The sequence below is a fragment of the Streptomyces sp. NPDC044984 genome (genome assembly GCF_040646935.1).
GTDB lineage: Bacteria > Actinomycetota > Actinomycetes > Streptomycetales > Streptomycetaceae > Streptomyces.
On sequence record NZ_JBEZBE010000064.1, the window covers coordinates 1 to 25,385 of the forward strand.

18 protein-coding genes are annotated in these 25,385 nt (G+C 71.5%); 6 read left to right on the top strand and 12 right to left on the bottom strand.

Annotated features, from left to right (window positions below):
* Positions 1-472: hypothetical protein (locus tag AB0A94_RS37060; RefSeq protein WP_361751227.1), on the bottom strand; the 472-nt coding region annotated here is incomplete at its 3' end.
* Between the two features lie 271 nt (positions 473-743).
* On the opposite strand from AB0A94_RS37060, the gene AB0A94_RS37065 reads away from it, so the two are divergent.
* Complete coding sequence (locus AB0A94_RS37065; protein WP_361751228.1) at positions 744-1,727, top strand: nitroreductase family protein; 984 nt, start codon at positions 744-746, stop codon at positions 1,725-1,727.
* Positions 1,728-1,821: 94 nt separating this feature from the next.
* Here the strand turns inward: AB0A94_RS37065 and AB0A94_RS37070 are convergent, their stop codons facing one another.
* From AB0A94_RS37070 to AB0A94_RS37100, 7 genes are all read right to left on the bottom strand, one after another.
* Positions 1,822-2,490 carry an OsmC family protein gene (locus AB0A94_RS37070; RefSeq protein ID WP_361751230.1) on the bottom strand — a complete coding sequence of 223 codons (669 nt, stop codon included), beginning with the start codon at positions 2,488-2,490 and terminating at the stop codon, positions 1,822-1,824.
* 246 nt (positions 2,491-2,736) lie between these two features.
* The gene (locus tag AB0A94_RS37075; RefSeq protein ID WP_361751232.1) at positions 2,737-4,494 is read right to left on the bottom strand and encodes a GAF domain-containing protein; all 1,758 of its coding nucleotides are present in this window, start codon (positions 4,492-4,494) and stop codon (positions 2,737-2,739) included.
* A gap of 121 nt (positions 4,495-4,615) precedes the next feature.
* Complete coding sequence (gene gap, locus AB0A94_RS37080) at positions 4,616-5,641, bottom strand: type I glyceraldehyde-3-phosphate dehydrogenase (protein WP_361751234.1); 1,026 nt, start codon at positions 5,639-5,641, stop codon at positions 4,616-4,618.
* Between the two features lie 167 nt (positions 5,642-5,808).
* Positions 5,809-6,507: a response regulator transcription factor gene (locus AB0A94_RS37085; protein WP_361751236.1), complete on the bottom strand. Its 699-nt coding sequence runs from the start codon at positions 6,505-6,507 to the stop codon at positions 5,809-5,811.
* Positions 6,508-6,600: 93 nt separating this feature from the next.
* Positions 6,601-7,353: a pyruvate formate-lyase-activating protein gene (gene pflA, locus AB0A94_RS37090; protein ID WP_142191442.1), complete on the bottom strand. Its 753-nt coding sequence runs from the start codon at positions 7,351-7,353 to the stop codon at positions 6,601-6,603.
* A 5-nt stretch (positions 7,354-7,358) separates the two neighbouring features.
* On the bottom strand, positions 7,359-9,617 hold the full coding sequence (gene pflB, locus AB0A94_RS37095) for a formate C-acetyltransferase (RefSeq protein WP_361751238.1): 2,259 nt from the start codon (positions 9,615-9,617) through the stop codon (positions 7,359-7,361).
* Between the two features lie 142 nt (positions 9,618-9,759).
* On the bottom strand, positions 9,760-10,704 hold the full coding sequence (locus AB0A94_RS37100; protein ID WP_361751240.1) for a universal stress protein: 945 nt from the start codon (positions 10,702-10,704) through the stop codon (positions 9,760-9,762).
* Between the two features lie 232 nt (positions 10,705-10,936).
* Here AB0A94_RS37100 and ppdK point away from each other — a divergent pair, with 232 nt between their 5' ends.
* The 5 genes from ppdK to AB0A94_RS37125 all read left to right on the top strand — a co-directional run bounded on the left by ppdK (position 10,937) and on the right by AB0A94_RS37125 (position 18,312).
* On the top strand, positions 10,937-13,633 hold the full coding sequence (gene ppdK / locus AB0A94_RS37105; protein ID WP_361751242.1) for a pyruvate, phosphate dikinase: 2,697 nt from the start codon (positions 10,937-10,939) through the stop codon (positions 13,631-13,633).
* Positions 13,634-13,768: 135 nt separating this feature from the next.
* The gene (locus AB0A94_RS37110; RefSeq protein WP_361751244.1) at positions 13,769-14,152 is read left to right on the top strand and encodes a hypothetical protein; all 384 of its coding nucleotides are present in this window, start codon (positions 13,769-13,771) and stop codon (positions 14,150-14,152) included.
* 92 nt (positions 14,153-14,244) lie between these two features.
* Positions 14,245-14,892 carry a CBS domain-containing protein gene (locus AB0A94_RS37115; protein ID WP_361751245.1) on the top strand — a complete coding sequence of 216 codons (648 nt, stop codon included), beginning with the start codon at positions 14,245-14,247 and terminating at the stop codon, positions 14,890-14,892.
* A 193-nt stretch (positions 14,893-15,085) separates the two neighbouring features.
* Positions 15,086-17,725 (top strand): bifunctional acetaldehyde-CoA/alcohol dehydrogenase, encoded by a 2,640-nt coding sequence (gene adhE, locus AB0A94_RS37120; protein WP_361751247.1) that lies wholly within the window; start codon positions 15,086-15,088, stop codon positions 17,723-17,725.
* Positions 17,726-17,883: 158 nt separating this feature from the next.
* The gene (locus AB0A94_RS37125) at positions 17,884-18,312 is read left to right on the top strand and encodes an STAS domain-containing protein (protein ID WP_361751249.1); all 429 of its coding nucleotides are present in this window, start codon (positions 17,884-17,886) and stop codon (positions 18,310-18,312) included.
* 106 nt (positions 18,313-18,418) lie between these two features.
* Here AB0A94_RS37125 and AB0A94_RS37130 read toward each other — a convergent pair whose 3' ends face one another.
* The 4 genes from AB0A94_RS37130 to AB0A94_RS37145 all read right to left on the bottom strand — a co-directional run bounded on the left by AB0A94_RS37130 (position 18,419) and on the right by AB0A94_RS37145 (position 24,954).
* Positions 18,419-20,803: a phosphoketolase family protein gene (locus AB0A94_RS37130; RefSeq protein WP_361751251.1), complete on the bottom strand. Its 2,385-nt coding sequence runs from the start codon at positions 20,801-20,803 to the stop codon at positions 18,419-18,421.
* A 1,212-nt stretch (positions 20,804-22,015) separates the two neighbouring features.
* On the bottom strand, positions 22,016-22,996 hold the full coding sequence (locus tag AB0A94_RS37135) for a hypothetical protein (RefSeq protein ID WP_361751253.1): 981 nt from the start codon (positions 22,994-22,996) through the stop codon (positions 22,016-22,018).
* 230 nt (positions 22,997-23,226) lie between these two features.
* The gene (locus AB0A94_RS37140) at positions 23,227-24,471 is read right to left on the bottom strand and encodes a cation:proton antiporter (protein ID WP_361751255.1); all 1,245 of its coding nucleotides are present in this window, start codon (positions 24,469-24,471) and stop codon (positions 23,227-23,229) included.
* A gap of 3 nt (positions 24,472-24,474) precedes the next feature.
* The gene (locus AB0A94_RS37145) at positions 24,475-24,954 is read right to left on the bottom strand and encodes a cation:proton antiporter regulatory subunit (RefSeq protein ID WP_142191370.1); all 480 of its coding nucleotides are present in this window, start codon (positions 24,952-24,954) and stop codon (positions 24,475-24,477) included.
* Positions 24,955-25,385: the final 431 nt, after the last annotated feature.

Here is a 25,385-nt window from a genome sequence, read left to right on the forward strand (position 1 = left end):
CGTCCGACAGGTGCTTGGCCGGCGGCCACTCCGCCACCCACATCAACGCCATCATCACCGACCCCGCCAGCGCCGCCAGGCGCAGCGCCACCCCCGCGGTCAGGGCCAGCCCGATCCCCAGCAGCCCCAGCATGAACAGCCAGTCCGCCCACGCCGCCCCGGCCCACGCATGGAACGTCGACTCCATCGGACCGACCGCCACGTGCCCCAGGAAACCCTCGGTGGGCGAGCCCCCGTCGATCCAGCCCTTGCCGGACGCGGTGGCGTAGCCGAAGCCGAACGTCTTGTCCAGGAACGCCCACAGGAAGACGAACCCCATCAGCACCCGCGCCGAGGCGAAGACACAGGCCCGTGCGGTGAGCGTGCCGGCCTCCGCCGACACAGCCGTCTCCGGCGCGGAAACGGCGCGGGTGCGGCGGAACGACGGCAGACGGAAACCCGAACTACGGTGCGTGGGCTGGTGCACGGCCATGACAGTGACCCCTTCAGGGAAGATCCGGCTGGTTCCTGACACCACCCACTCTCCCGGCCCCCACCACCGCGCACCCGACGCCGAAGGTCCACACCCAAGGGACTCAACAGCCCCAGTCCACAGGGACCTTCGGCCAGGACCAGACGAACAAGGCCGAACGGCGCTGGGTGGTGCCCGCACGGCCCTCACGCGCGCGCCGGCGACGGCCAAGGCTGGAAAGGGTTCACCCACCAGCCCAGCCGGCCTCGGACATGGGCGGGAAGGAGTCCCGATGACCTCGACAACTCTCGACGCTTCGGCCTTGGAGCGGCTGGTCGCAGCGGCCGTGGCCGCGCCGTCCCTGCACAACACCCAGCCCTGGCGCTTCCGGCTCGATACCGACACCCGCACGGTACGGATCGACGCTGCCGCGGACCGGGCGCTGCGCCACACCGACCCGGTGGGCCGCGCCGTGCACCTGTCCGTGGGCTGCGCGGTCCTCAACTTGCGCGTCGCCGCCGCCCACTTCGGCTGGGAGCCGGTGACCCGGCTGCTTCCGTGCCCGGACCATCCCGCTCTGCTCGCCACGGTCCGGCTCACCGAATCGGTACGCGGCGCACCGTCGACCGGCTTGTACGAGGCGGTGTGGCGCCGGCACAGCAGCCGTTTCCCCTTCTCCGGGCGACCGCTGCCGTCGGACCTGCTCGCCGAGCTGACCGAGGCGGCCCACCTGGAGGGTGCGACCCTGCGATTTCCGGGGCGCGACGACACTGTTCGGGTGCTGAGTGCCACGCGGGAGGCGGAGTGGCGCAACCGGGCGGACGCCGACCGCGCGGCCGAGAGCCGCCGACTGGTCAGTGGCCCGCACTCCCAGTCGCTGGGACTTCTGTCAGCGGCTCTGGGCCCGCAGGACGCGCTGGACCGCATGCCCATGCGAGACTTCGGGGCACACCGGCACCCGGACGTGCTGCCTGCCCGTGCCTTCGAGACGCGTCCGACGCTCGCGCTGCTGTCCACGGCACACGACCGGCGGACGGACTGGCTGCGGGCCGGCCAGGCGCTGGAACGCGTGCTCCTGCTGGCCACCCGGCACGGAGTGCGGGCGTCACTCCTGCACCAGGCCATGGAGTGGTCCGACCTGCGCCGGGCCCTCGACGGTCTCCCGGTCGACGGCCCTCGGGTGCACACGCAGATGGTGATCCGGCTCGGGTACGGCCCCGAGGGACCGGCCTCACCGCGCCGCCCGATGGAGGAAGTGATGGAGGGCGACGAGTGATCGCGTCCCGCCCGGTCGCGTCGACGACGCGACCGGGCGGTGTCGTCGCCGCGCCGGCCGACGCGGGCACTCGGCGGGCCGGCTGCCGCGCGTATCACCCCACGTCGACGCGCCCGTGCTCCCTGACCTGCGGTATTTCCGCACTCTCCGATTCGCGCCGGACGTGCACCCGCACCTCGGGAGCGTCGGCCAGTGTGTTGCTCACCGTGCAGTGCGAGACCACCGCGCGCAGCGCGGCCAGCCGCTCGGCGGGCAGGGACGGGGCGTGGACGGTCATCGACAGGGAGGCGACCCGTGCGGGGCGGTCGTCGGCCATGCGGAAGTCCGCCCGGACGGTCAGACCGTCCCGGCTGAGGCCATGCCTGTCCAGGTACCGGCCCGCGTAGTGCGCGGTGCAGGAGGCCACAGAAGCGATGAAGAGTTCCACGGGCGTGGGTGCCGTGTCCCTGCCACCGTCGGTCCGTGGCTGGTCGACGGTCAGGACGTGTCCCCGTACCCGCACTTCGAAGGCGTCGTCGGCGATGGGCGTCACGTCGACGCGTCCGGCCGGCACGTCAGGGCCCGGTTCCACGGCGGCGGCCTGGAAGAGCAGCAGACCGGCCAGGCGCCGCGCCTCCTCGGCGGTCAGCGACAGCCACGGGGCCCGGCTGTCGTGCGGGGCACGGGCAGTGTCCAGGACGACGCGTCCCATGGGAGCCGGGAGATCCTGGGACGCGAGTCGTGTGACGTTGATGGTGCGTCCGCAGCGGCTGGTCATCTTCATGACGTCTCCCGGCCGGGTGCCTTGCCCTCGAGCCCCAAGCGTGCTCGACGCAGCTGCTCCGCCCACCCGAGCAGGGCCGGCGGGCCGGGCCGGCCCCGGTCGTCCGCCTCGGCACCTCCATTCGACCGCGGTCGCGGTCCACCGTCATGGGCCGAGGGGCCCGCGCGCCGTGAGCCGATGGTCCCGGCACGACCGTCCCCACTCGGCAGGGCCCTCAAGGTGCCGCTCGCCCGCCGGCACCGTGCGTCACTGAGCAGACCCGCCGCTCTCCGACGTGTCCGGGGACTGCTCCAGCGGAGCGTGCCACACCAGCCGACTCCCCTTCCCGCCGGGGCTTTCCAGCTCCATGTCGCCGCCGAGCTTCTGCGCTCGCTCGGCCATGTTGGTCAGACCGCTGCGGCGGCCTCCGTCCGGGATGCCGACGCCGTTGTCCGTGACCGTCAGGCGGACCTGCTTGCCGTCCGTCTCCAGTACGACGTCGGTGCGGTCGGCGCGGGCGTGCCGGGCGACGTTGGTCAGGGACTCGGTGAGGACGGCCAGGACGTGGTCGGCGGTCGCCGCGGGCACGTGCGTGTCGAGCAGGCCCTCCATGCGGACGCTGGGAGCGAAGCCCAGCAGCGGTGCGGCCTCGCCGATCGCGCGCACCGCGCGGGAGCGCAGGCCGGGCGCCGCGTCGTCGTCGCGGGAGCGCAGACCGAAGATGGTCGACCTGATGATCTTGATGGTTTCGTCGAGGTCGTCCACCGCCCGCAGGATCCGCTTGGAGGCCACCGGGTCCTGGACGCGGCGGCCGGCGCTCTGCAGGGTCATGCCGGTGGCGAAGAGCCGTTGGATGGCCAGGTCGTGCAGGTCGCGCGCGATCCGGTCGCGGTCCTCCAGCAGGGCGATCTGTTCGGCGTCCTCGCGTCGTTCCGCCAGCTCCATCGCGACGGCGGCCTGCGCGGCGAAGACCTGGAGCGGCTCGGTCTCCTTCCCGGTGAACTCCCGGCCGCCCGACTGCCGGACCAGCAGCACCACACCGCGGGTCTCGTCGCCGGTGCCGATCGGCACGGCGACGGCCGGTCCGAGCCCGTCGAAGCGTGGCGGACCGGCCGAGACCCGGGAGTCGCACGAGACGTCCGGGCTGCTGACCGGCGCTCGCTGGACGAACGCCTGCCCGATGAGCGTGCCTTCCGTAGGCAGGACGATCCCGCGCCATGCGTCGGCCTGCTGGCCGACAGCGAGTTCGACGGCGAGGGTGTCGGTACCGCTCACCGGCATGGCCACCACGCTCAGGGCGGAGGCGGTGATCTCCCTGGCCCGTTCGGCGATCAGCGGCAGCACCCCGCCCTGGTCCGCGCCGGACATCAGGGTATGGGTGATCTCGGCGTTCACCTGAAGCCAGCGCTCGCGCAGACGGGACTCCTCGTACAGGCGGGCGTTGTCGATGGCCACGCCGGCCGCCACGGCCAGGGTGGCCAGCACCGACTCGTCGTCCTCGTCGAACTGCTGCCCGCCACGTTTCTCCGTCAGGTACAGGTTGCCGAAGATGTGGTCCCGTACCCGGATGGGAACGCCGAGGAAGGTGTTCATCGGCGGGTGGTGGGCCGGGAAGCCATAGGAGGCGGGGTGGTCGGAGAGTTTGGCCAGGCGCAGTGGCTCGGGGTGGCGGATCAGCTCGCCGAGGATGCCGTGGCCCTCCGGGTAGGGGCCGATCCGCGCGATCTGTTCCTCGTCGACGCCCACCGTGTGGAAGGCCGACAGCCGCTCGCCGTCGGGGCCGATGACGCCGAGCGCCGCGTACTCCGCGTCGACCAGGGCCGCCGCGGCCTCCACGATGCTGCGCAGTGCCTGCTCCAGATCCAGTTCGCGGCCGACCGACAGTACGGCCTCCAGAAGGCTGTGGACCCGGTCCCGGGTGCCGCGCGCCGCGTCCAGACGGGCCTGCAGCTCCTCCAGCAGCTCGTCCAGCCGCAGCTGCGGCAGCCGTACCCGTGCCTCACGGGCTTCCTGGGCGTTTGCCACCGCTGATCCTCCAACGCCTCACCGCATGTCGGCAGCCTTACCGTGAACCTGCCACGGTAGCGGCTCGAATAGGGAGACGATAAGGGATCAGCGCCGCCGCGTGGCCGACTGGCCGGAACCGTCAGCTCCGGGGCAGTCGGACCGCGACGTACGAGGTGAGGTCGAGCAGGCGGTTCGTATAGCCCCACTCGTTGTCGTACCAGCCGAAGACCTTGACCAGGTCACCGTGGGTCTGGGTGAGGGGGGCGTCCAGGACGCAGGAGGCGGGGTCGCCGACCACGTCGCGAGAGACGATCGGGGCGTCGGACACCCTCAGGACGTCCTTCAGCGGTCCCTCGGCGGCCTCGCGGTAAGCGGCGTTGATCTCCTCGGCGCTCACCGCCCTCTCGAGGACCACGGTCAGGTCGGTCAGCGAGCCGTCCTCGACCGGTACGCGCACGGCGCTGCCGTCCAGCGTGCCCGCCAGCTCGGGCAGGACCAGGCCGACGGCGCGGGCGGCGCCGGTCGTGGTGGGGATGATGTTGACCGCCGCCGAACGGCCCCGGCGCAGGTCCTTGTGGGGGCCGTCCAGGACCACCTGGTCGTTGGTGTAGCCGTGGATCGTGGTCATCAGTCCTCTGACGACGCCGAAGTGGTCGTCGAGGACCTTGACCATCGGAGCCACGCAGTTGGTGGTGCACGAGGCGTTGGAGACCACGTGGTGGTGCTCCGGGTCGTACGTTCCTTCGTTGACTCCCATGACGATCGTGGCGTCGACGTCCTTGCCGGGCACGGACAGAAGCACTTTGCGCGCGCCGGCCGCCAGGTGCAGGCCGGCCTGCTCGCGGGTGCGGAAGCGGCCCGTGGACTCGATCACCACGTCCACGCCGAGGTCTCCCCAGGCCAGCGCGGCCGGGTCGCGCTCGGCGGTCACGGTGATGCGGTGCCCGTCCACGGTCAGCGAGGTGTCGTCGTGCTCGACGGGGCGGTTCAGCCGCCCGTACGTCGAGTCGTACGTCAGCAGGTGCGCGAGCGCTGCCGGGGAGGTGACGTCGTTGACCGCCACCACCTCCAGCGGCGCTGCCGCGGCGCCGGTGCGTTCCAGTACGCAGCGCAGGTAGTTCCGGCCGATCCGGCCGAAACCGTTGATACCCACTCGCACGGTCATGTCTTCCGTCCTCCCCTTGGTGCGGCGATGCCCGGCGGTGTTCCGGGAGCGCTCTCAGCCTGCCGCCCGGGTGTTCGTGCGGGTATGGGCCGGGCGGGGGCGGACCGTGGGGACCTTCGGCCCCCGACGGGGGGCCGGGTGCGGGGCCGACCGGCGGGCCCGTCCCGCTACTGGCCTTCGGTGCGCATCCGGTCCCGCGCCTGGGTGGCGATGACGGCGGCCTGGACACGGCGTTCCACGCCGAGCTTGGCGAGCAGCCGGGAGATGTGGTTCTTGACCGTCTTCTCGGCCAGGTACAGCCGCTGGCCGATCTGCCGGTTGGTCAGCCCCTCGCCGATCAGGTCCAGGATCTCGCGTTCCCGGTCGGTGAGCCCCGGCAGCATCTCCGGCTCCTCGGCCGGCTGCTGCCCGCCGCCCCGCAGCCGTGCCATCAGCTTGGTCGTGGCGCTGGCGTCCAGCAGCGACTGGCCGCGGGCCACCGTGCGCACGGCCGAGACCAGGTCGGAGCCCTGGATCTGCTTGAGGACGTATCCGGCCGCCCCCGCCATGATCGAGTCCAGCAGCGCCTCCTCGTCGTCGAAGGAGGTCAGCATCAGGCAGGCCAGGTCCGGCATCTGCGACCGCAGCTCGCGGCAGACGGTCACGCCGTCGCCGTCGGGCAGGCGCACGTCGAGGACGGCCACGTCGGGACGGAGGGCGGGAACCCGGACCAGCGCCTGTTCCACCGTCGCGGCTTCTCCGACCACGGTGATGTCCGGTTCGTCGTCCAGCAGGTCGTGCACCCCGCGTCGTACCACTTCGTGGTCGTCCAGGAGGAAGACCCTGATCGGGCTTCCCGTGCTGTCGCCCTGCTCGCTGTGCGCCATCGAATGCTCCTCGCAATGCCTCGGTCTGTGTCGGAATCCTTTCTTCCCAGGATGGCCGAGGTCCAGGGCCGGTCGGCCCCGATTTCGTCTGCGTCAGTGGGCCATGAGGCCGCGCTCGCGGAACTGGCCCTGTACCCGGTCCACCAGCGTCTTGTCCGGGACCGGGGCGTCACGCAGGGGAAAGGGGATGCCCAGGGCGTCGTACTTCGCGGCACCGAGCTTGTGGAACGGCAGGATGTCGACCCGCTCCACGCAGGCGAGGCCGGAGAGGAATCCGGCGAGTCCGTCGACGGCGTCCTCGTCGTCGGTCCAGCCGGGCACCAGGACGTACCTGATCCACACGCGCTTGCCCAGCCGGTCGAGACGGGTGGCGAAGTTCAGGGTGGGGGCGAGGGCGCCGCCGGTCAGCTTCCGGTAGGTCGTGACGTCGAAGGACTTGATGTCCAGCAGCACCAGGTCGGTGTCGGCCAGGAGCGTGTCCGTGGCGCGGGCACCGAGGAAGCCGGAGGTGTCGAGGGCGGTGTGCAGGCCGGCCTCCTTGCAGCGACGCAGGACCGCCGCGGTGAAGGCCGGCTGGAGCAGGGGTTCGCCGCCGGTGAGGGTCACTCCCCCGCCGGCCGTGACGAGGAAGTCCCGGTACTTGTCGATCTCCGCCATCACCTCGTCGACGGCGGCCTCCCGGCCGTCGCGCATGTGCCATGTGTCGGGGTTGGCGCAGTAGAGGCAGCGCAGGGGGCAGCCGCTGGTGAAGAGGACGAACCGGGTCCCGGGACCGTCCACGCCGGTGGACAGGTCCCAGGAGTGGATCCGTCCGGTGGCCGATCCCGGTGCCACGGTCGGAAGCATCGTGCTCACAGCGATCCGTGGAAGGTGCGGCTGATCACGTCGAGCTGCTGCTCGCGCGTCAGGCGGACGAAGTTCACGGCGTAGCCGGAGACCCTGATCGTCAGCTCGGGGTACTTCTCCGGGTGTTCCATCGCGTCCTCCAGCACGGCGCGGTCCAGCACATTGACGTTCATGTGGAAGCCGCCCGCGGACATGTAGGCGTCGAGGATGCCGACCAGGTGACCGGCCCGCTCCTCGGGGACGTGGCCCAGCCCTTCCGGGGTGATCGTGGTGGTCAGGGAAATGCCGTCGCGTGCCGCCTCGTAGGGCAGTTTGGCCACCGAGAGGGCGGAGGCGGCCACGCCGTGCTTGTCGCGGCCGTTCATCGGGTTGGCGCCGGGGGCGAAGGGTTGGCCGGCGCGGCGGCCGTCGGGGGTGTTGCCGGTGTGGGTGCCGTACACGACGTTGGAGGTGATGGTCAGCACCGACTGCGTGTGCTCGGCACCGCGGTAGGTGGGGTGCTCGCGCACCTTCGCCATGAACGACTCCACCAGGCCGACGGCGATCGCGTCGGCGCGGTCGTCGTTGTTGCCGTACGCCGGGAAGTCGCCCTCGGTGTGGAAGTCCACGGCCAGTCCGGTCGCGTCACGGATGACCTTCACGCGGGCGTGCTTGACGGCGGACAGGCTGTCCACGGCGACGGACAGTCCGGCGATGCCGCACGCCATGAACCGGTGCACGGGGTGGTCGTGCAGGGCCATCTCGATGCGCTCGTAGGCGTACTTGTCGTGCATGTAGTGGATGACGTTGAGTGCGTCGACGTAGGTCTGGGCCAGCCAGTCCAGGACTCGGTCGTAGGCGGCCGACAGTTCGTCGTAGTCCAGGTACTCGCGGGACAGCGGGGGCATCTCCGGGGTGATCTGGTCGCCGGTCATCTCGTCCCGGCCGCCGTTGACGGCGTACAGCAGCGCCTTGGCGAGGTTGACGCGGGCGCCGAAGAACTGCATCTGCTTGCCGACCGCCATGGCGGAGACGCAGCAGGCGATCGCGGTGTCGTCGCCGGTGCGCGGGCGCATCAGGTCGTCCGACTCGTACTGGACGGCGCTGGTGTCGATGGAGACCTGGGCGCAGAACTCCTTGAAGCCGGCCGGCAGGCGGGGCGACCACAGGACGGTCAGGTTCGGTTCCGGGGCGGGGCCGAGGTTGTAGAGGGTCTGCAGGAAGCGGAAGGAGGTGCGGGTGACCAGCGGGCGGCCGTCCGCGCCGATGCCGCCGATGGACTCCGTCACCCAGGTCGGGTCGCCGGAGAACAGGGCGTCGTACTCGGGGGTGCGCAGGAACCGCACGATCCGCAGCTTGATGACGAAGTCGTCGATCAGCTCCTGGGCCCGCCTCTCGTCGAGGAGTCCCTCATCGAGGTCGCGCTGGAGGTAGACGTCCAGGAAGGTGGAGGTACGGCCGAGCGACATGGCCGCGCCGTTCTGCTCCTTCACCGCGGCCAGGAAGCCCAGGTAGAGCCACTGGACGGCCTCGTGCGCGGTGGCCGCGGGCCGGGTGACGTCGCAGCCGTAGGACGCGGCCATCTCGGCCAGTTCGCCCAGCGCCCGGATCTGCTCGGCGAGTTCCTCGCGGTCGCGGACGACGTCGGCGGTGGACGGCCGGGTGTCCAGCAGGGCCCTCTCGGCGCGCTTGGCCTCGGTGAGCCGGTCGGTGCCGTACAGGGCGACGCGGCGGTAGTCCCCGATGATCCGGCCGCGGCCGTAGGCGTCGGGCAGGCCGGTGATGATGCCGACCTTGCGGGCGGCGCGCATGGCGGGGGTGTAGGCGTCGAAGACGCCCGCGTTGTGGGTCTTGCGGTAGGTGTCGAACACCTTTGTGACGAACGGGTCGGGCTCGTAGCCGTACGCCTTCAGCCCGTTCTCCACCATGCGCAGGCCGCCGTTGGGCATGATCGCCCGCTTCAGCGGGGCGTCGGTCTGCAGGCCGACGATCAGCTCGCGGTCGCGGTCGATGTAACCGGGGGCGTGCGAGGTGATGGTGGAGGGGGTGGCGGCGTCCACGTCGAGCACGCCCCTGCGCCGCTCCTCCGGGAACAGCGCGCCGACCTTCTCCCAGACCGCGCGGGTGCGGTCCGTGGGGCCGGCCAGGAAGGAGGCGTCGCCCTCGTAGGGCGTGTAGTTGGCCTGGATGAAGTCGCGCACGTCGATGCGCTCACGCCACCCGCTCCCGGCGAACTGCCGCCAGGCGTCGGCGGTCCGGGGGCCGGCTGTCACCGTCGCGGTCATCTCAGGTCCTCTCGTCGTACGGTCTTGTCACTGTCGATGCTCGTCGTACGGGTCCGCGGCGAGCAGTGCCGGACAGGGCACCGGGTGGTCCCGTGCGGCCCCGACCGGCCGGGACCTTCGGCCCCGACCGGCCGCCGTGGTGTCAGCCGTGCGGAACCACGGCGACGGGACATCCGACGTGGTGCAGGACGGCGTGCGTGACCGGCCCCGTGAAGACACCGACCTGGTGATCGATGCCGCGGCGGCCCACCACCAGGAGGCCCGCGTCCTGAGCGGCCCGCACCAGAGCCACAGCGGCGCGCCCCTCGGTGACCGTCTCGGTCACCGGGACGGTCGGGTACTTCTCCCGCCAAGGACGCAGCACCGCCGCCACGGTGCGCTCCTGGTCCGCCAGCGCCTGAGCCTGCGGCCAAGGAACGGGAGCCGGGCCCTCCGGGGCCGCGGACCCCAGGGGCACGGACGGAACGGGGGCGGGCCGGAAGGCGGTCCGAAAAGCGTGGACCACTGACAGGCCGGTGCCACGCCGACGGGCGGCGTCGAAGGCGAACTCGATCAGTTCGTCGCAAGGACGATCCGTCTGCAGCCCCAGGACCACCTGACGGTAGGGCGTCTCCGGTATCTCCTCCGGGGCGATGCCGTCGGTGGCCGGCAGGTGCTCGTCGGCGGCGGACCGTCCCGCGCGGACCAGGACGACCGGGTGGGGGGACCGGCCGACGACTCGCTGGGAGACGGAGCCCGTGAGGAAGCCGCCCAGAGCTCCGAGGCCACGGGAACCGAGGACCAGCAGGTCGGCGTCGGCCGCGGCCTTCAGCAGGCCGGCCACCGTGGCGTCGCACACGAGTCGGCCGGTGATCCGTAGCCCTGGGTGGGCGGCACGGACACTGCGTACGGCCTCACCCAGGAGCTGCTCGGCCCAGTCGCGCTCGGTGCTGTCCATGGGGATGTACGGCGCGGGGCGGGGGTGGCGGTGCCAGGCGTGGACCACGGTGAGCCCGGTCCCCCGCCGCTGGGCCTCCTGCGCCGCCCAGTGCGCGGCGGCGAGGCCCGCGGCCGATCCGTCGACCCCCACCACGATGTCGTGCGGCATGACGTGTCCCCTCCCTGGTCGTCGAATTCCGATGACTTCGAGCCTCGGCCCGGCCGTGCTGGTGGTCCACGGGCCGTACAGCCCCGGCAGGGCGCCGATGGTCCCTCCGGAACGGCAAGGGCTCATCGGGGGCCGACCGGTCCCTCACGCGGGACGGCCGGCACCTCGCGTTAGGCCCGCCCCCGTCCGACGCTGGAACCATCACGCCCCAACGCTTGAGGAGCGCAGCGTCATGGTCCGTTACGTGTACGACTTCACCGAGGGCGGCCGTGACATGGCCGGCCTCCTCGGCGGCAAGGGATCGAACCTGGCGGAGATGACCCGGCTCGGGCTCCCCGTACCGCCGGGCTTCACCCTCACCACCGAGGCGTGCCGCGCCTTCCTGGCCACGGGCAGCGAACCCGCGGGCCTGTGGGAGGAGGTCTCCGCGCACCTGTCGGCCCTCGAGGCGTCCGCCGGCCGGCTGCTGGGCCAGCCGGACGACCCGCTGCTGCTGTCCGTCCGCTCCGGCGCGAAGTTCTCCATGCCCGGCATGATGGAGACGATCCTCGACATCGGGCTGAACGACGGCTCCGTCCTCGGGCTGGCCAAGGTCTCCGGCAGTGAACGCTTCGCCTGGGACTCCTACCGCCGCCTCGTCCAGATGTTCGGCAGCACGGTCATGGGCGTCGACTCCTCCTCCTTCGAACGGTCCCTCGCCCTGATGAAGGACCTGCGCGGTGTGCGGGACGACGTGCACCTGACGGCGTCCGACCTGGCCGAGCTGGTCGAGACGTACAAGAACCTGATCCACCTGGAGACCGGGGATCGCTTCCCGCAGTCCCCCGCCGAGCAGCTGCGCCGGGCGGTCCTGGCCGTGTTCGAGTCCTGGAACGGCGAACGCGCCCGCCTGTACCGGCGGCGCGAGCACATCGCCGACGACCTGGGCACCGCCGTCAACGTGCAGCGCATGGTCTTCGGCAACCTCGGGACCGACTCCGGCAGCGGCGTCGCCTTCACCCGGGACCCGGCCACCGGGCGCCCCGGCCTGTACGGCGACTACCTGCCCGACGCGCAGGGCGAGGACGTCGTCGCCGGCATCCGCAACACGGTGCCGCTGGCCGAGCTGAGGCGCCTGGACGCCGCGTCCTACGACCGGCTGCGCGCACACATGCGCACTCTGGAACGGCACTACCGGGATCTGTGCGACATCGAGTTCACGATCGAGCGCGGCACCCTGTGGATGCTCCAGACCCGGGTCGGCAAGCGCACCGCCGAGGCCGCCTTCGTTCTCGCCGCCGAGCTGGCCGACGAAGGGCTCATCACCCCGGACGAGGCGCTGGCCCGGGTGAGCGGCGAGGGCCTGGCCAGGCTGATGTTCCCGCGCTTCGACGCCTCCGCCACCGGTACCGCGCTCGCCCGCGGTGTCCCGGCCTCTCCCGGCGCGGCGGTCGGGACCGTGGTCTTCGACTCCGCCCAAGCGGTGCGCCGCGCCGCGGCCGGCGAGAAGGTGGTCCTGGTCCGGCAGGAGACCACCCCCGACGACCTGCCCGGCATGATCGCCGCTCAGGCGGTGCTCACCAGCCGGGGTGGCAAGACCAGCCACGCCGCCGTCGTGGCCCGCGGCATGGGCAAGGTCTGCGTGTGCGGCGCCGAGGAACTCACCGTGGACACCGAGGCCCACCGCTTCACCACCGCGGACGGCACCGTCGTCGAGGAGGGCACCGTCGTCTCGGTGGACGGCTCCGCCGGAGCGGTGTACGCGGGAGCCGTACCGCTGGTGGACTCGGCGGTCATCCGGTACCTGGAGGACGGCCGGGGCGACGAAGGCGCGCAGGGCACGGTCGGCGCGGTGGCCCGGGCGCTGTCCCGCGCGGACACCGTCCGGCGCCTGGAGGTGCGGGCCAACGCCGACACCCCCGAGGACGCCGCCCGGGCCCGCCGGTTCGGAGCACAGGGCATCGGCCTGTGCCGCACCGAGCACATGTTCCTCGGGGAACGCCGCAAGCTGGTGGAGCAGATGATCCTGGCCGGCACGGACGCCGAGCGCGACCGGGCCCTGGCGGACCTCCTGCCCCTTCAACGGCGGGACTTCGCCGGCATCCTGGAGGCCATGGACGGTCTGCCGGTCACCATCCGGCTGCTCGACCCGCCACTGCACGAGTTTCTGCCCGACCGCACCGACCTGGCGGTGCGGATCGCCACCGCCCAGGCCCGTGGCGGGGAACCGGACACCCACGACGTCGAGCTGCTGACCGCCGTGAACCGCATGCACGAGGAGAACCCGATGCTCGGGCTGCGCGGCGTACGCCTGGGCCTGGTCGTGCCCGGCTTGGTCACCATGCAGGTCCGGGCGATCGGTGAGGCCGTGACCGAGCGCCTGTTGGCCGGTGGCGCACCCCAGGCGGAGATCATGGTCCCGCTCGTCGGTGACGTCCGTGAACTACGCCTCGTGCGCGCGGAGGTCCAGCGGGTGCTGGCCGAGACCTCACGGGCGGCCGGAGTCGTCCTCGACTGCCCGGTCGGCACCATGATCGAGTTGCCCAGGGCCGCCCTGACGGCGGGCCGAATCGCCGAGGAGGCGGAGTTCTTCTCCTTCGGCACCAATGACCTGACCCAGACGACCTGGGGCTTCTCCCGCGACGACGTCGAGGCGGAGTTCTTCTCCGCCTATCTGGACAAGGGCGTCTTCTCCACCTCCCCCTTCGAGACGCTCGACCGCGAGGGAGTCGGCCGGCTGGTGGGCATCGCTGTCGCCGAGGGCCGCGCCACTCGCCCGGACCTCAAGATCGGGGTGTGCGGTGAGCACGGCGGCGACCCCGACTCGGTGCACTTCTTCCACACCGCCGGACTGGACTACGTCTCCTGCTCGCCGTTCCGGGTGCCGGTGGCGCGACTGGAGGCGGGGCGGGCGGCGCTGGCGGAGACCGAGGGGAGCGACAGCAGGTGAACCGCGGGGCGGGGCCACTCGGCCCTCATACCAGGGACCGGCCGCTCCTCCCTCCGGGGCCGGTCGCCCCTGGGACGGGAGCGACCGGCGCAGCAGGCTTGAGGCGACGCAGAACGATCACAGGGAGTGGAGCACATGACTGCCAAGGACATCGGTGCCCGTGAGACCACCGCCGCCGTGCTGGTCCGCGCCGACGGCGAGGTGGACGAGGAATCTCTCGCCTACCTCCACGAGAAGGTCGCCGCCGCTCTGGACCGGCCCGGCCTGCCGCCCGTGAACGGTGAGGTGCGCGTACGGCGGGCATCGGCCCACCACGTCGAACTGCCCTGGTCCGGCCGCACCGACATCCGGGTCGGCAGCGACCTCGTCGTCGTCCACGCACGCGAGGCGAGCGCCCGCGAACTCGCCGACCGGCTCCACGACCGGCTGCGCTCCGCCACCGAACGCGTCACCCACCGAAGCGACACCACCCGCCGGACGGCCGCGCCGCCCCCGTGGCGCGGCGGCCCGCAGAACTAGGCGCCGCACGGCGCCCGCCCGACCCGGCGGGGAGCCGGAGCCGACCCGGGCTCCGGCCCTCCCCCGCCCGCGTTCGTGAAAGGAGATCCGCCGTGACCGCTCACATCGTCGGCGAGGTAATGACCAGGGACGTCGTCCACGCCCGCCGGACGACACCGTTCAAAGAGGTCGTCCGGTTGCTCGACCACCACCGGATCAGCGGACTGCCGGTGGTCGACGCCGACGACAAGGTCCTCGGCGTCCTGTCCGGCAGCGACCTCGTACGCAACCAGGCGCACCGGGACGGCCCCGCTCCGCCGCCCTCCGTGACGGCGGGCGACGTGATGTCGAGCCCCGCCATCACCGTGCACCCCGAGCAGACCGTGCCGGACGCCGCCCGGCTCATGGAGCGCCGCGGCGTCGAGCGACTGCCCGTGGTCGACGAGGCCGACCGCCTCATCGGCATCGCCACCCGCCGCGACCTGCTACGGGTCTTCCTGCGCGCGGACGACGACATCCGTCGCCAGGTGACCGAGGAGATCGTCGTGACCTCGCTGAACCTGCCGTCCGAAGCGGTCCGCGTCGCTGTCCGCGACGGCGTGGTCACCCTCGACGGCCGGGTGGAAGCGCGTAGCCAGGTGCCGGAGCTCGTGCACGCCGTCTGGCGGCTCGACGGCGTGGTCGGCGTGGTGAACGGCCTGGGCTTCCGCATCGACGACCGCGAGACACCCACCCCGTCCCACCGGACCGGGAGCCCGTGACCTCAGCGGCCGGGGCCGACGGTCCCTGCCGAGCCGGGCCGGACGGACGCGAGAGGGGCCCTTCGGCGCCTGCCACGGCATCGGGACCCGTCGGAGAGTGGAGCCAGGGAGGGGCGCCGGTCCCCCGCGGTGCCCCTCCCCTCCCGAGCCGCCGCATGAGCACGGCGGTCCCTGACAACGGAGGCACACCACCATGACCCGACAGAACGTGCGGACCAAGGACCGCGGGGCCGACGCCCCGTCCGACACCGCGGTCGCCGTGGACCGTCTGGTCACGGCCGGCCTCAAGGCACTCGCCGACTACGAGAGCCTCACTCAGGAGCAGGTCGACCACATCGTCAAGAAGGCGTCGGTCGCCGCCCTGGACCAGCACACCGCGCTGGCCCGACTGGCGGTCGAGGAGACCGGGCGGGGGGTCTTCGAGGACAAGGCGGCCAAGAACATGTTCGCCTGCGAGCACGTCACGCACAGCATGGGGCACATGAAGACCGTCGGGGTCGTCGGCCGGGACGACATCGAGGACATGGTGGAGATCGCCGAACCGGTGGGCGTGGTGGCCGCGGTCACCCCCGTCACCAACCCGACCTCCACGACGATCTTCAAGGCGCTGCTGGCGCTGAAGACCCGCAACCCGGTCGTGTTCGCCTTCCACCCCTCCGCCCAGCGGTGCAGCTCCGAAGCGGCCCGCGTCGTGCGGGACGCGGCCATTGCCGCCGGAGCGCCGGAGCACTGCGTGCAGTGGATCGAGGCCCCGTCCGTCGAGGCCACCCGCACGCTCATGCATCACCCGGGCGTCTCCCTGATCCTCGCCACCGGCGGCAACGCCATGGTCAAGGCCGCCTACTCGGCCGGCAAGCCCGCCCTCGGCGTCGGCGCCGGCAACGTCCCCGCCTACGTCCACAAGAGCGCGAAGCTGCGCCGCGCCGTCAACGACCTGGTCCTGTCCAAGTCCTTCGACAACGGCATGATCTGCGCCTCCGAACAGGCCGTCATCCTCGACACCGACATCTACGACGCGGCGCTCGCCGAGTTCCGCACCCTTCACGCCCACCTGGCCACCGCTGAGGAGAAGGCGAAGCTGGAGACCTTCCTGTTCCCCGCCACTGGCGGCTCGGGCGCCGGCTGCGAACCCAAGGTCAACGCCGCCGCCGTCGGACAGAGCCCGGCGTGGATCGCCGAACGGGCCGGGTTCTCCGTGCCGGAGAACACCTCGGTCATCCTCGTCGAGGCCGAACGCGTCGGCCCGGACGAGCCGCTGACCCGCGAGAAGCTCTGCCCGGTCCTCGCCGTGCTGCGCGCCGAGGACGAGCGCCGCGGCTTCGGTCTGGCCGCCGACATGGTCGCCTTCCACGGCCAGGGCCACAGCGCCGTCATCCACACCGAGGACCCCGCCATGGCCGAGGCGTACGGCAAGCGGATGAAGACCGTGCGGATCATCGTCAACTCGCCGTCCTCGCAGGGTGCGATCGGCGGCGTCTACAACGGTCTGCTGCCCTCGCTCACCCTGGGCTGCGGCTCCTGGGGCAGCACCTCCGTGTCGAACAACGTCTCCGCCGCCCAACTGCTCAACGTCAAGCGGGTCTCCACCCGCCGCAACAACCTGCAGTGGTTCAAGGTGCCGCCGAAGATCTACTTCGAGCCGCAGGCCATCCGCTACCTGACCTCCATGCCGGACGTCCACCGCGTCACGATCGTCACCGACGCCACCATGACCCGCCTCGGCTTCGTCGACCGGATCAGCCGCGTCCTGCAACGGCGCCGGGAACCGGTCACCCTCCAGATCATCGACAACGTCCAGCCCGAGCCCAGCATCGACTCCGTACAGCACGGCGCCGCCCTCATGCGGGACTTCCGTCCCGACACGATCATCGCGCTGGGCGGCGGCTCGCCCATGGACGCCGCCAAGGTGATGTGGCTGCTGTACGAGCAGCCCGACATCGACTTCGCCGACATGCGGCAGAAGTTCTCCGACATCCGCAAGCGCGCCTTCCGCTTCCCGACCCTGGGCAGGCTGGCCCGCCTGGTGTGCGTGCCCACCACCTCCGGAACCGGCGCCGAGGTCACCCCGTTCGCCGTCATCTCCGACCCCGCCACCGGCAAGAAGTACCCGCTCGCCGACTACGCCCTCACCCCGAGCGTCGCGATCATCGACCCCCTCCTCACCACCGCCCTGCCCCCGGCACTGGCCGCCGACAGCGGCTTCGACGCCCTCACCCACGCCATCGAGGCGTACGTCTCCGTCTACGCCAACGACTTCACCGACGGCCTGGCCCTGCACGCCATCCGCCTGGTCTTCGGCCATCTCGAGGCATCCGTGAACGACCGTGGAGACGCGGCGGAGGCCCGGGAGAAGATGCACAACGCCGGCACCATCGCCGGCATGGCCTTCGGCAACGCCTTCCTCGGCATCGTCCACGCCATGTCCCACACCCTCGGCGCCACCTTCCACATCGCGCACGGCCGCACCAACGCCGTGCTGCTCCCCCACGTCATCCGCTACAACGGCGCCGTCCCCACGAAGCTCACCGGCTGGCCCAAGTACGAGAACTACCGCGCCCCCGAACGCTTCCAGGACATCGCCCGCACCCTCGGCCTGCCCGCCGCCACACCGGCCGAGGGCGTGGAGTCCCTCGCCGCCGCCGTCGAACGCCTGCGCGACGCCGTCGGCATCGAGCCGACGTTCCAGGCCCTCGGCGTCGACGAGCGCGCCTTCCTCGACGCCCTGCCCCGGCAGGCCCTCAACGCCTACGAGGACCAGTGCGCACCGGCCAACCCGCGCATGCCGATGCTCGACGACATGCAGGAACTCATGCGCACCGCCTACCACGGCTGAACAGGCCGTGCCGGAGGCCGCCGCGCGGGAGCCTGACAGCTTCCACGCGGCGGCTTCGCCATGCCCGACGGGGCTGACGTACCGAGGGGTCGCACGGGCCCCTGCGCATGGGCCATCGGACCCTACTGCCCGGCGAGCACCTGGTCTTGGCTGTCCCTATGACGCACGAGCACGCCCGCACCGGCCCGATCCGCTCCGAGTACACCGTCGGCGACACAACCGTCCTGGAACTGCGCGGAGACCTCGACATCGCCGTGACACCGATCGTCACGGCCCGGCTGGACGCCCTCACCGCATGCCCACACACCGATCTGGTCGTGGACCTGTGCCCTGTGCCCTTCCTGGACTGCACCGCGCTGGGAGTGCTGTGCAGGGCACGTGCGCGGATCCGTGAGCGGCATGGCAGGCTGCGTCTCGTCTCCGACAGCGACCGCTTACGCGACATCGTGCGCCGCACCGGGCTGACGGACGCCTTCGAGATCTACAGGTCGCTGACGGACGCCCTGAGTTTCCAGCCCCGCGAGTACCGACGCGTCGTGCCAGTCTTCGCCGACCGCCCAAGTGGGGGCTTCAGCTGGCCTCGCTGACGGGCGGGCAGTTCTCCGCGGGCGCCACCCACTCGCCCAGGGAGCGGACGCAGCAGGGCCCGGACGGCGGATCCGACGTCCGCGGTCCGGGCCCATCGGGTTCCTGTCAGCCGTCCCACGTCCAGTCGGCGACCTCGGGCAGGTCGACACCGTGCTCGCGGATGTACGCGTGGTGGCGCAGCCGGGCGTCCTCCATCTCCTGCCGCACGGCCGCCGCGCGCACCGCGAGACCGGGAACACGGTCGATAACGTCCATGACCAGTCGATACCGGTCCAGGTCGTTACGGACCACCATGTCGAACGGTGTGGTGGTGGTGCCCATTTCCTTGTAACCGCGCACGTGCAGGTGCTGGTGGCCGGTGCGGCGGTAGGCCAGCCGGTGGATCAGCCAGGGGTAGCCGTGGTAGGCGAAGACGACCGGCTTGTCGGGGGTGAACAGGCCGTCGTACTCGAAGTCGGTCATGCCGTGGGGATGTTCCTCACTCGGCATCAGCCGGGCGATGTCGACGACGTTCACGACCCGGACGGCCAGTTCCGGGAGGTGCGTGCGCAGCAGTTGTGCGGCGGCCAGCACCTCCTGGGTGGGGACGTCACCGGCTGCCGCGAGTACCACGTCCGGTTCCCGCTCGCCGCTGTCGGTGCCGGCCCAGTCCCAGATACCGGCGCCGCGCGCGCAGTGCGCCTTGGCCTGCTCCATGGTCAGCCAGTCGAAGCAGGGCTGCTTTCCGGCGACGATCACGTTGACATAATCACGGCTGCGCAGCGCGTGGTCGGCGACGGAGAGCAGGGTGTTGGCGTCCGGCGGCAGGTAGACCCGCACGGCTTCGGGACTCTTGTTGAGGATGTGGTCGACGAAGCCGGGGTCCTGGTGGGAGAAGCCGTTGTGGTCCTGGCGCCACACATGGGAGGTGAGCAGGTAGTTGAGGGAGGCGATGGGCGCGCGCCAGGGCAGGCGGCGGGTGACGCGCAGCCACTTGATGTGCTGGTTGACCATGGAGTCGACGATGTGCACGAACGCCTCGTAGCAGGAGAACAGCCCGTGCCGGCCGGTGAGGAGGTAGCCCTCCAGCCAACCCTGGCAGGTGTGTTCGGAGAGGATCTCCATCACGCGGCCGTGCCGGTCGAGGTGCTCGTCCACGTCGAGGGTGCCGGCCTGCCATGCCTTGCCGCTGGCCGCGTAGACGGCCTGGAGGCGGTTGGAGGCGGTCTCATCGGGACCGACCAGGCGGAAGTCCCGCCGGTCGGCGGTCCCGCGCATGACGTTCTCCAGCAGATCACCGAGGACGCGGGTGGGCTCGTGCAGGGTGGAACCCGGTTTGTCGACGGGGACGGCGTACCGCTCCAGCGGCGGCAGCGGCAGTTCGCGCAGCAGCAGTCCGCCGTTGGCGTGCGGGGTGGACCCCAGCCGACGTGCGCCCTCAGGGACGCACGTCAGGACGTCCGGGTGAGGCGCTCCGCGTTCGTCGAACAGCTCCCGCGGCCGGTAGGAGCGCAACCATTCCTCGAGCTGCCGCAGATGGTCCGGGTTGTCCCGGACGGCGGACAGGGGGACCTGATGGGCTCGCCAGGTGCCCTCGACGGGAAGGCCGTCGACCTCGGTGGGGCCGGTCCAGCCCTTCGGGGTGCGCAGAACGATCACCGGCCAGCGGGGCCGCTCGGTCGCCCCGTCCTCGCGGGCGGCGCGCTGGATGCCGGCGATACGGTCCGCGGCGGTGTCCATGGCCCGGGCCATCGCGCGGTGGACGGCGGCCGGCTCGTCGCCGGTGACGTGGATCGGCTCGTGACCGTAGCCCTTGAGGAGATCATCAAGTTCGGACTCCGGCAGCCGGGCCAGCACCGTCGGGTTGGCGATCTTGTAGCCGTTGAGGTGCAGGATCGGCAGGACGGCGCCGTCCTGCACGGGGTCCAGGAACTTGTTGGAGTGCCAGGAGGCGGCCAGAGGCCCCGTCTCCGCCTCACCGTCACCGATGACACAGGTGACCAGCAGGCCGGGGTTGTCGAAGGCCGCGCCGTAGGCGTGCGAGAGGGCGTAGCCCAGCTCGCCGCCCTCGTGGATGGAGCCGGGCGTCTCCGGGGCCACGTGGCTGGGGACGCCTCCGGGGAAGGAGAACTGCCGGAACAGCCGGGCCATCCCGGCGGCGTCGCGGGTGACGTCCGGATAGGTCTCCGTGTACGACCCTTCCAGCCAGGAATTGGCCACCACGGCAGGGCCCCCGTGGCCGGGCCCCCAGATGCAGAGCGCTTCCAGCCCCCGGGCGCGGATGAGCCGGTTGAGGTGCGTGTAGACGAGGTTGAGGCCGGGTGAGGTGCCCCAGTGGCCGAGCAGCCGCGGCTTGACGTGCTCCGGACGCAGCGGCTCCGTGAGCAGAGGATTGGCCATCAGGTAGATCTGACCGACGGACAGATAGTTCGCGGCACGCCAATGGGCGTCCAGCCTCCTTAGTTCCTCGTCCGAGAGCGGACTGGACACCTGTTGCGAATGGGCGCACATCTTGGGTTCCCTTGCGGATCGACGGTCGGCTCGACGGAGAGCCCTGCGAGGTCTTTCGTCTCACCCTGCCCGGTTCACCGGGTACCCGACAGGGCCGACCGGGCCCTTCTGTACACACCGCTTGCGGCCGCCCAGTGTTCGATCGAGTGGAGGCGAAGAACCCCGCGAACGCCCTCTGATCGAGCCGCAGTCCCCGGATAGCGGGGAGGGGCACAGTCTGTCGGGAGGTCCGTCTCGCGATCGCCGCATGGCATCGTCGCCGCCGGGTACCGGTGGCGTTGTGCCGGCCGGATGGTACGGCGTGGTCCTGGGGAGGTCACGCGCCGTACCATCCGCCGCGAGGTGGACGGGCCCTCGTCCACCAGGCCACTGCGACGGGCTGGACGGAAACGTGCGGGATACGCACCCGGCCATCCTTCGACCCAACTCCGAGGCGTGCCTGCGCTGCCATGACCGGCCAATACGACCAATTGAGCCGTTGTTCCCCATAGCCGCTTCCTCCATCCCTGTGCGGACAGACAGCACACCGCAACGTCCGGGAAACGCCTTCTGAGTCCGGGAAGCGCCGCGGCAACCGACGCTCCGCGCGCTCGAGCACTCCAAGGGAGCCGACGTCGCAGGACCAGCAAGGACACGCCTCGGGCCGAGGCTTCGGCGAAGGCGCACTCCATGGCCTCTACAGCCTCTCCGGCCGACGCCGACGCGTCGACGGCCACCAGCACGGGAGCGGTCGAGTCGGCCGTGGCGTCGACCACCAGCACCGGGCAGGCACCGTGGCGCATCAGCCTGCGCACGACCTTGTCGCGGCGTGGATCGCCGGCCTCCTGCCGGTGGCGGACCGTCCCTCTCCGCGCGGTTCGGGCCTGTCCGGGTCCCAGGGCGGCACGCCGGCCGGTATTCCGCCGGTGGGCCATGCGATGGCCTGAGTGAACCGCAGGGCCACTCCTCGCCGATCCGCCTCACGCGCCGCGCAGTCCACGAACGCGGGAACCTCACGCGAGCTGTCCAATGCCATCACGACCGGGCCGTCCATGACGATCCCTCCCCTCCCTCGCTTGACGGGACCGGCCGACGGCGCAGCCCCGCTTACTCGACGAAAGGCTGCTGCGGCTCCCCGCTCCGGCGCAGGGGCCGAACGGGCCGGCCCTCCGCCGTATGGCCCCGAGGTGCAGTGCCCCCGGTCCGAAGCCGCGCCGCCCGCCGGGACCGGTGTCAGCCGAGTACGTCGGCGAGAGCGCGCCGGGGCAGAGCCCGTACGTGTGGTGCTTGTCCGAGGCGCAGGATCACCTGCGGGAACTGCCCGGCGGTGAGAGCCTGCCGGACACGGGTGCGCAGGTGAGGCACTTCGAGAGGTTGTGTGTGGAAGGCCGCCATGACTCCGTGCCCGGCCGCGTGCAGGAGCAGCCGCTGAAGTGCCTGCCCGGACCGCAGCCAGGTGAGCGGATCGTCCTTGCCCGTGGCGAGGAGCACCACCAATCCGGTCCGGGTGGGCCATCGTCGAGGAGGCGTGGGGAACATGTCCGTCAGCCCCGCATAGTCCCGCCCGACGAGGGCGGTGGAGTCGGGGTGGAGGACGCTGACGTCGGCCGGCACACCGTCGTCTCGTGGCCGGGCGAGCCGCCAGGTCCAGGCGGCCTGTTCGGTGGCGAGCCGTGCGTCGGTGCGATGGGCTTCCTCGCCCGCACGGACCAGTTCGGCCAGCAGCCGCCGTTGCGCAACGTCGTCGATGACGTGCAGGTCCGCGCCCTCCCGATGCGTGTGATCGCGCATGTCGTCAACGAGATCTGGGGGCAACGGTTCCGGCAGGAAGGGACCGTGTGCGGTGTGCCGTCGGCCCAGAGCGGTGTACAGACGCTGTTCCTCGTCAGTGGGCCGGGTGTAGGCGCCCCACCCAACAGTGGCGAGGTGCGCCGGGTCCTGCGGATCGGGAAACGTGTGGACGACGGGCCGGAAGCCCAGGTGCAACATGGCCAGCCGCATGTTGAACAAGGCGGCGCCGCAACCGAGCACGAGTTCCCGTCCATGGGGGTCGGCGAGTGGCAGCCCGCGCCCGGTGTCCGCGTGCAGCTCGATCTCCATGTCGCCGTCCGCGACGAAACGCCAGGGCCGAGTGTTCAGGAGCGACGGCGCGGTCATCGCCGCACGGACGAGGAAGGTGGACGCGTGGGAGGTGCGCCCGCTGCGGAAGGACATGAGAGTGCCTGCCTTTCATGAGGGGCGGGACGACGGAACAAGACGATCGGCTGTGAGGACCAACAACGGCCGGACACGGGACGTGGTGGGAAGACGCTTCTCTGCCCACCTCCAGCGTCCCGCCGTGCGGCAGTACCGGGCAGAGGCGATCGGCCCGTGGTACGGGCCCACCGGCCCATGTGCCCCGTATGTCGGGTGACGCCAGTTGCCCTGCCTGCGGCCGGGAACGGTCAGCCGGAGCGGACCCCACTGCGCGCCGGGTCCGGAGTAGGTGCGGCTGTGGAAGGCCGGGGCTTGTCGAGCATGCCCGGCGCCCGGTCGGACGCCCTCATGCGCGAGGGCACGCCACGGGTCGGTGCCAGGCGGGCGAGGACGGGACCGCACACGGCCAGAAGGATCACGTAGCAGGTCACCAGGGCCGCAAGGCGGTCCTGTGCGGTAGCGGCCAGTCCGATGACGACGACCGAGAACTCACCGCGGGCGACGAGCGCGGTCCCGGCTCTCAGTCTGCCCCGGCGGCCCGCTCCTTCACGGCCTGCGGCATACCACCCCGTGGCCACCTTGGTGATCGCGGTGATGAGAGCCAGGACCGCTGCGGCCGGCAGCGCGGGCAGCAGATGCCCTGGGTCGGCCGACATGCCGAGAGCGAGGAAGAACACCGCGGCGAACAGGTCGCGCAGCGGGCCCAGCACGGTCCTGGCCCGCTCGGCGGCGGCGCCGGTCAGCGTGAGCCCGACCAGGAAGGCTCCGACCGCGGCGGAGACGTGGACCATCTCGGCCAGCGCGGCGATGACCAGGGTGAAGCCGAGCACCCTGAGCAGGACCTGCTCGGCGTCGGCCGGAGACAGAACTCGGCCGACATGATGTCCCCAGCGGCTCGACGCGCCTACCGCCGCCCCCACCACCGCAGTGGCCGCGAGTACGGCGAGCAACGCTTCCCACCAGCTGCCTCCGGCGGTGACGACCGCCAGGAGAGGGAGGTAGGCGGCCATCGCGAAGTCCTCCAGCACCAGCACCGACAACACCGCGGGCGTCTCACGGTTGCCGAGCCGGCGCAGATCGCCGAGAAGCCGGGCGATGATGCCGGAGGACGATACGTAGGTCGCACCGGCCAGGGCCAGAACACCTGCGGCATCGAGACCGAACAGCCATCCGGCCACGGCGCCGGGGATGGCGTTGAGAACGAGGTCCACGACCGCGGAGGACCGGTGACGGCGCAGACTGGCCGTGAACTCTCGGGCGGTGAAATCCAGGCCGAGGGTCAGCAGCAACAGGATCAGCCCGATCGCGGCGCCGGTGTCGACGAACTCGCGGGCCGCCGGGACCGGCGCGATGCCTCCGTCACCCAAGGCGAGCCCCGCCAGCAGGTACAGCGGTACGGGCGTCAGGGCGAAGCGTCTGGCGCCCGCGACGATCAGACTCAACGCGGTCAGGATGATGCCCAGTTCCAGCAGCAGGGCGATAGGGGTGCGCACGGCTCAGCCTTGGATGATGCGTTGCACGCCGGTGATGCCCTCACGCGTGCCGATGACGACCAGCACGTCTCCGACGTGCAGGCGCTGGGCAGGTCCGGGTGAGGCGATGACGTCCTCACCTCGGACCACGGCCACGATCGACGCGCCGGTACGGGTTCGGGCCCGGGTTTCGCCCAGTGGCCGTCCGGCGCACGGGCTGCCGGGGCCGACCTCCACTCGTCCGGCGTCCAAGCCGGGGACCTCGCGCGTCAAGTCGGCGAAACGCTCGGCGATGCGCGGGGCGCCGAGGATCTCGGCGAGAGCGTCCGCTTCGCCCCCGGTGAGCCGCAGCACCGGATGGGCCTCGTCGGGGTCGTCCCGCGGGTAGACCACCAACTCGAACTCCCCCGAGCGCTGGGCGACGACACCGATCCGGTGGCCCTCGTGGTTCACGAACTCGTAGCGCAGTCCCACTCCGGGCAGCAGCACCTCGTTGACGTCCATACGCGTTGCCTTCCTCGCTGTGACTCATCTGTTCTGTCCGCTCATCGGCGACCACCCGCGTCGACCCGCCGTAGCCGTCCAGAGGCTCCGTGGCACGTGCTGAGGGAGACCGGGCGCGCTCACCCGGCCTCCCTTCCAGACGGACCAAGATCCTGCTCTGGTGCGTGCCCGGGGCCCTCGACGCTCTGCTCGTCATCACGCGCCGGCCGACGGGGGACGGCCCGCGCGGCACACCGGTAGGCCCGCGGACGTGTTGGTGGGGCGGGTCCTTGGGTGGTTCCGCCCCGCCAGTCGTGTTCAGCGCAGCCACGCGTGGTCGCGGACGATCGGGAGCCTGGCCCACCACCGGCCCAGACCCAGCGCGTCACCGGCCGAGACCGCGGCCAGCGCGATCAGCACCACCGCGTACACCACGTGGTAGTCGGCGAACG

Coding starts and splice junctions, on each gene's coding strand:
- AB0A94_RS37065 (WP_361751228.1), top strand. CDS start 744: ATGACCTCGACAACTCTCGACGCTTCGGCCTTGGAGCGGCTGGTCGCA.
- AB0A94_RS37070 (WP_361751230.1), bottom strand. CDS start 2,490: ATGAAGATGACCAGCCGCTGCGGACGCACCATCAACGTCACACGACTC.
- gap (WP_361751234.1), bottom strand. CDS start 5,641: ATGACCGTGCGAGTGGGTATCAACGGTTTCGGCCGGATCGGCCGGAAC.
- AB0A94_RS37085 (WP_361751236.1), bottom strand. CDS start 6,507: ATGGCGCACAGCGAGCAGGGCGACAGCACGGGAAGCCCGATCAGGGTC.
- pflA (WP_142191442.1), bottom strand. CDS start 7,353: ATGCTTCCGACCGTGGCACCGGGATCGGCCACCGGACGGATCCACTCC.
- pflB (WP_361751238.1), bottom strand. CDS start 9,617: ATGACCGCGACGGTGACAGCCGGCCCCCGGACCGCCGACGCCTGGCGG.
- AB0A94_RS37100 (WP_361751240.1), bottom strand. CDS start 10,704: ATGCCGCACGACATCGTGGTGGGGGTCGACGGATCGGCCGCGGGCCTC.
- ppdK (WP_361751242.1), top strand. CDS start 10,937: ATGGTCCGTTACGTGTACGACTTCACCGAGGGCGGCCGTGACATGGCC.
- AB0A94_RS37110 (WP_361751244.1), top strand. CDS start 13,769: ATGACTGCCAAGGACATCGGTGCCCGTGAGACCACCGCCGCCGTGCTG.
- adhE (WP_361751247.1), top strand. CDS start 15,086: ATGACCCGACAGAACGTGCGGACCAAGGACCGCGGGGCCGACGCCCCG.
- AB0A94_RS37125 (WP_361751249.1), top strand. CDS start 17,884: ATGACGCACGAGCACGCCCGCACCGGCCCGATCCGCTCCGAGTACACC.
- AB0A94_RS37130 (WP_361751251.1), bottom strand. CDS start 20,803: ATGTGCGCCCATTCGCAACAGGTGTCCAGTCCGCTCTCGGACGAGGAA.
- AB0A94_RS37135 (WP_361751253.1), bottom strand. CDS start 22,996: ATGTCCTTCCGCAGCGGGCGCACCTCCCACGCGTCCACCTTCCTCGTC.
- AB0A94_RS37145 (WP_142191370.1), bottom strand. CDS start 24,954: ATGGACGTCAACGAGGTGCTGCTGCCCGGAGTGGGACTGCGCTACGAG.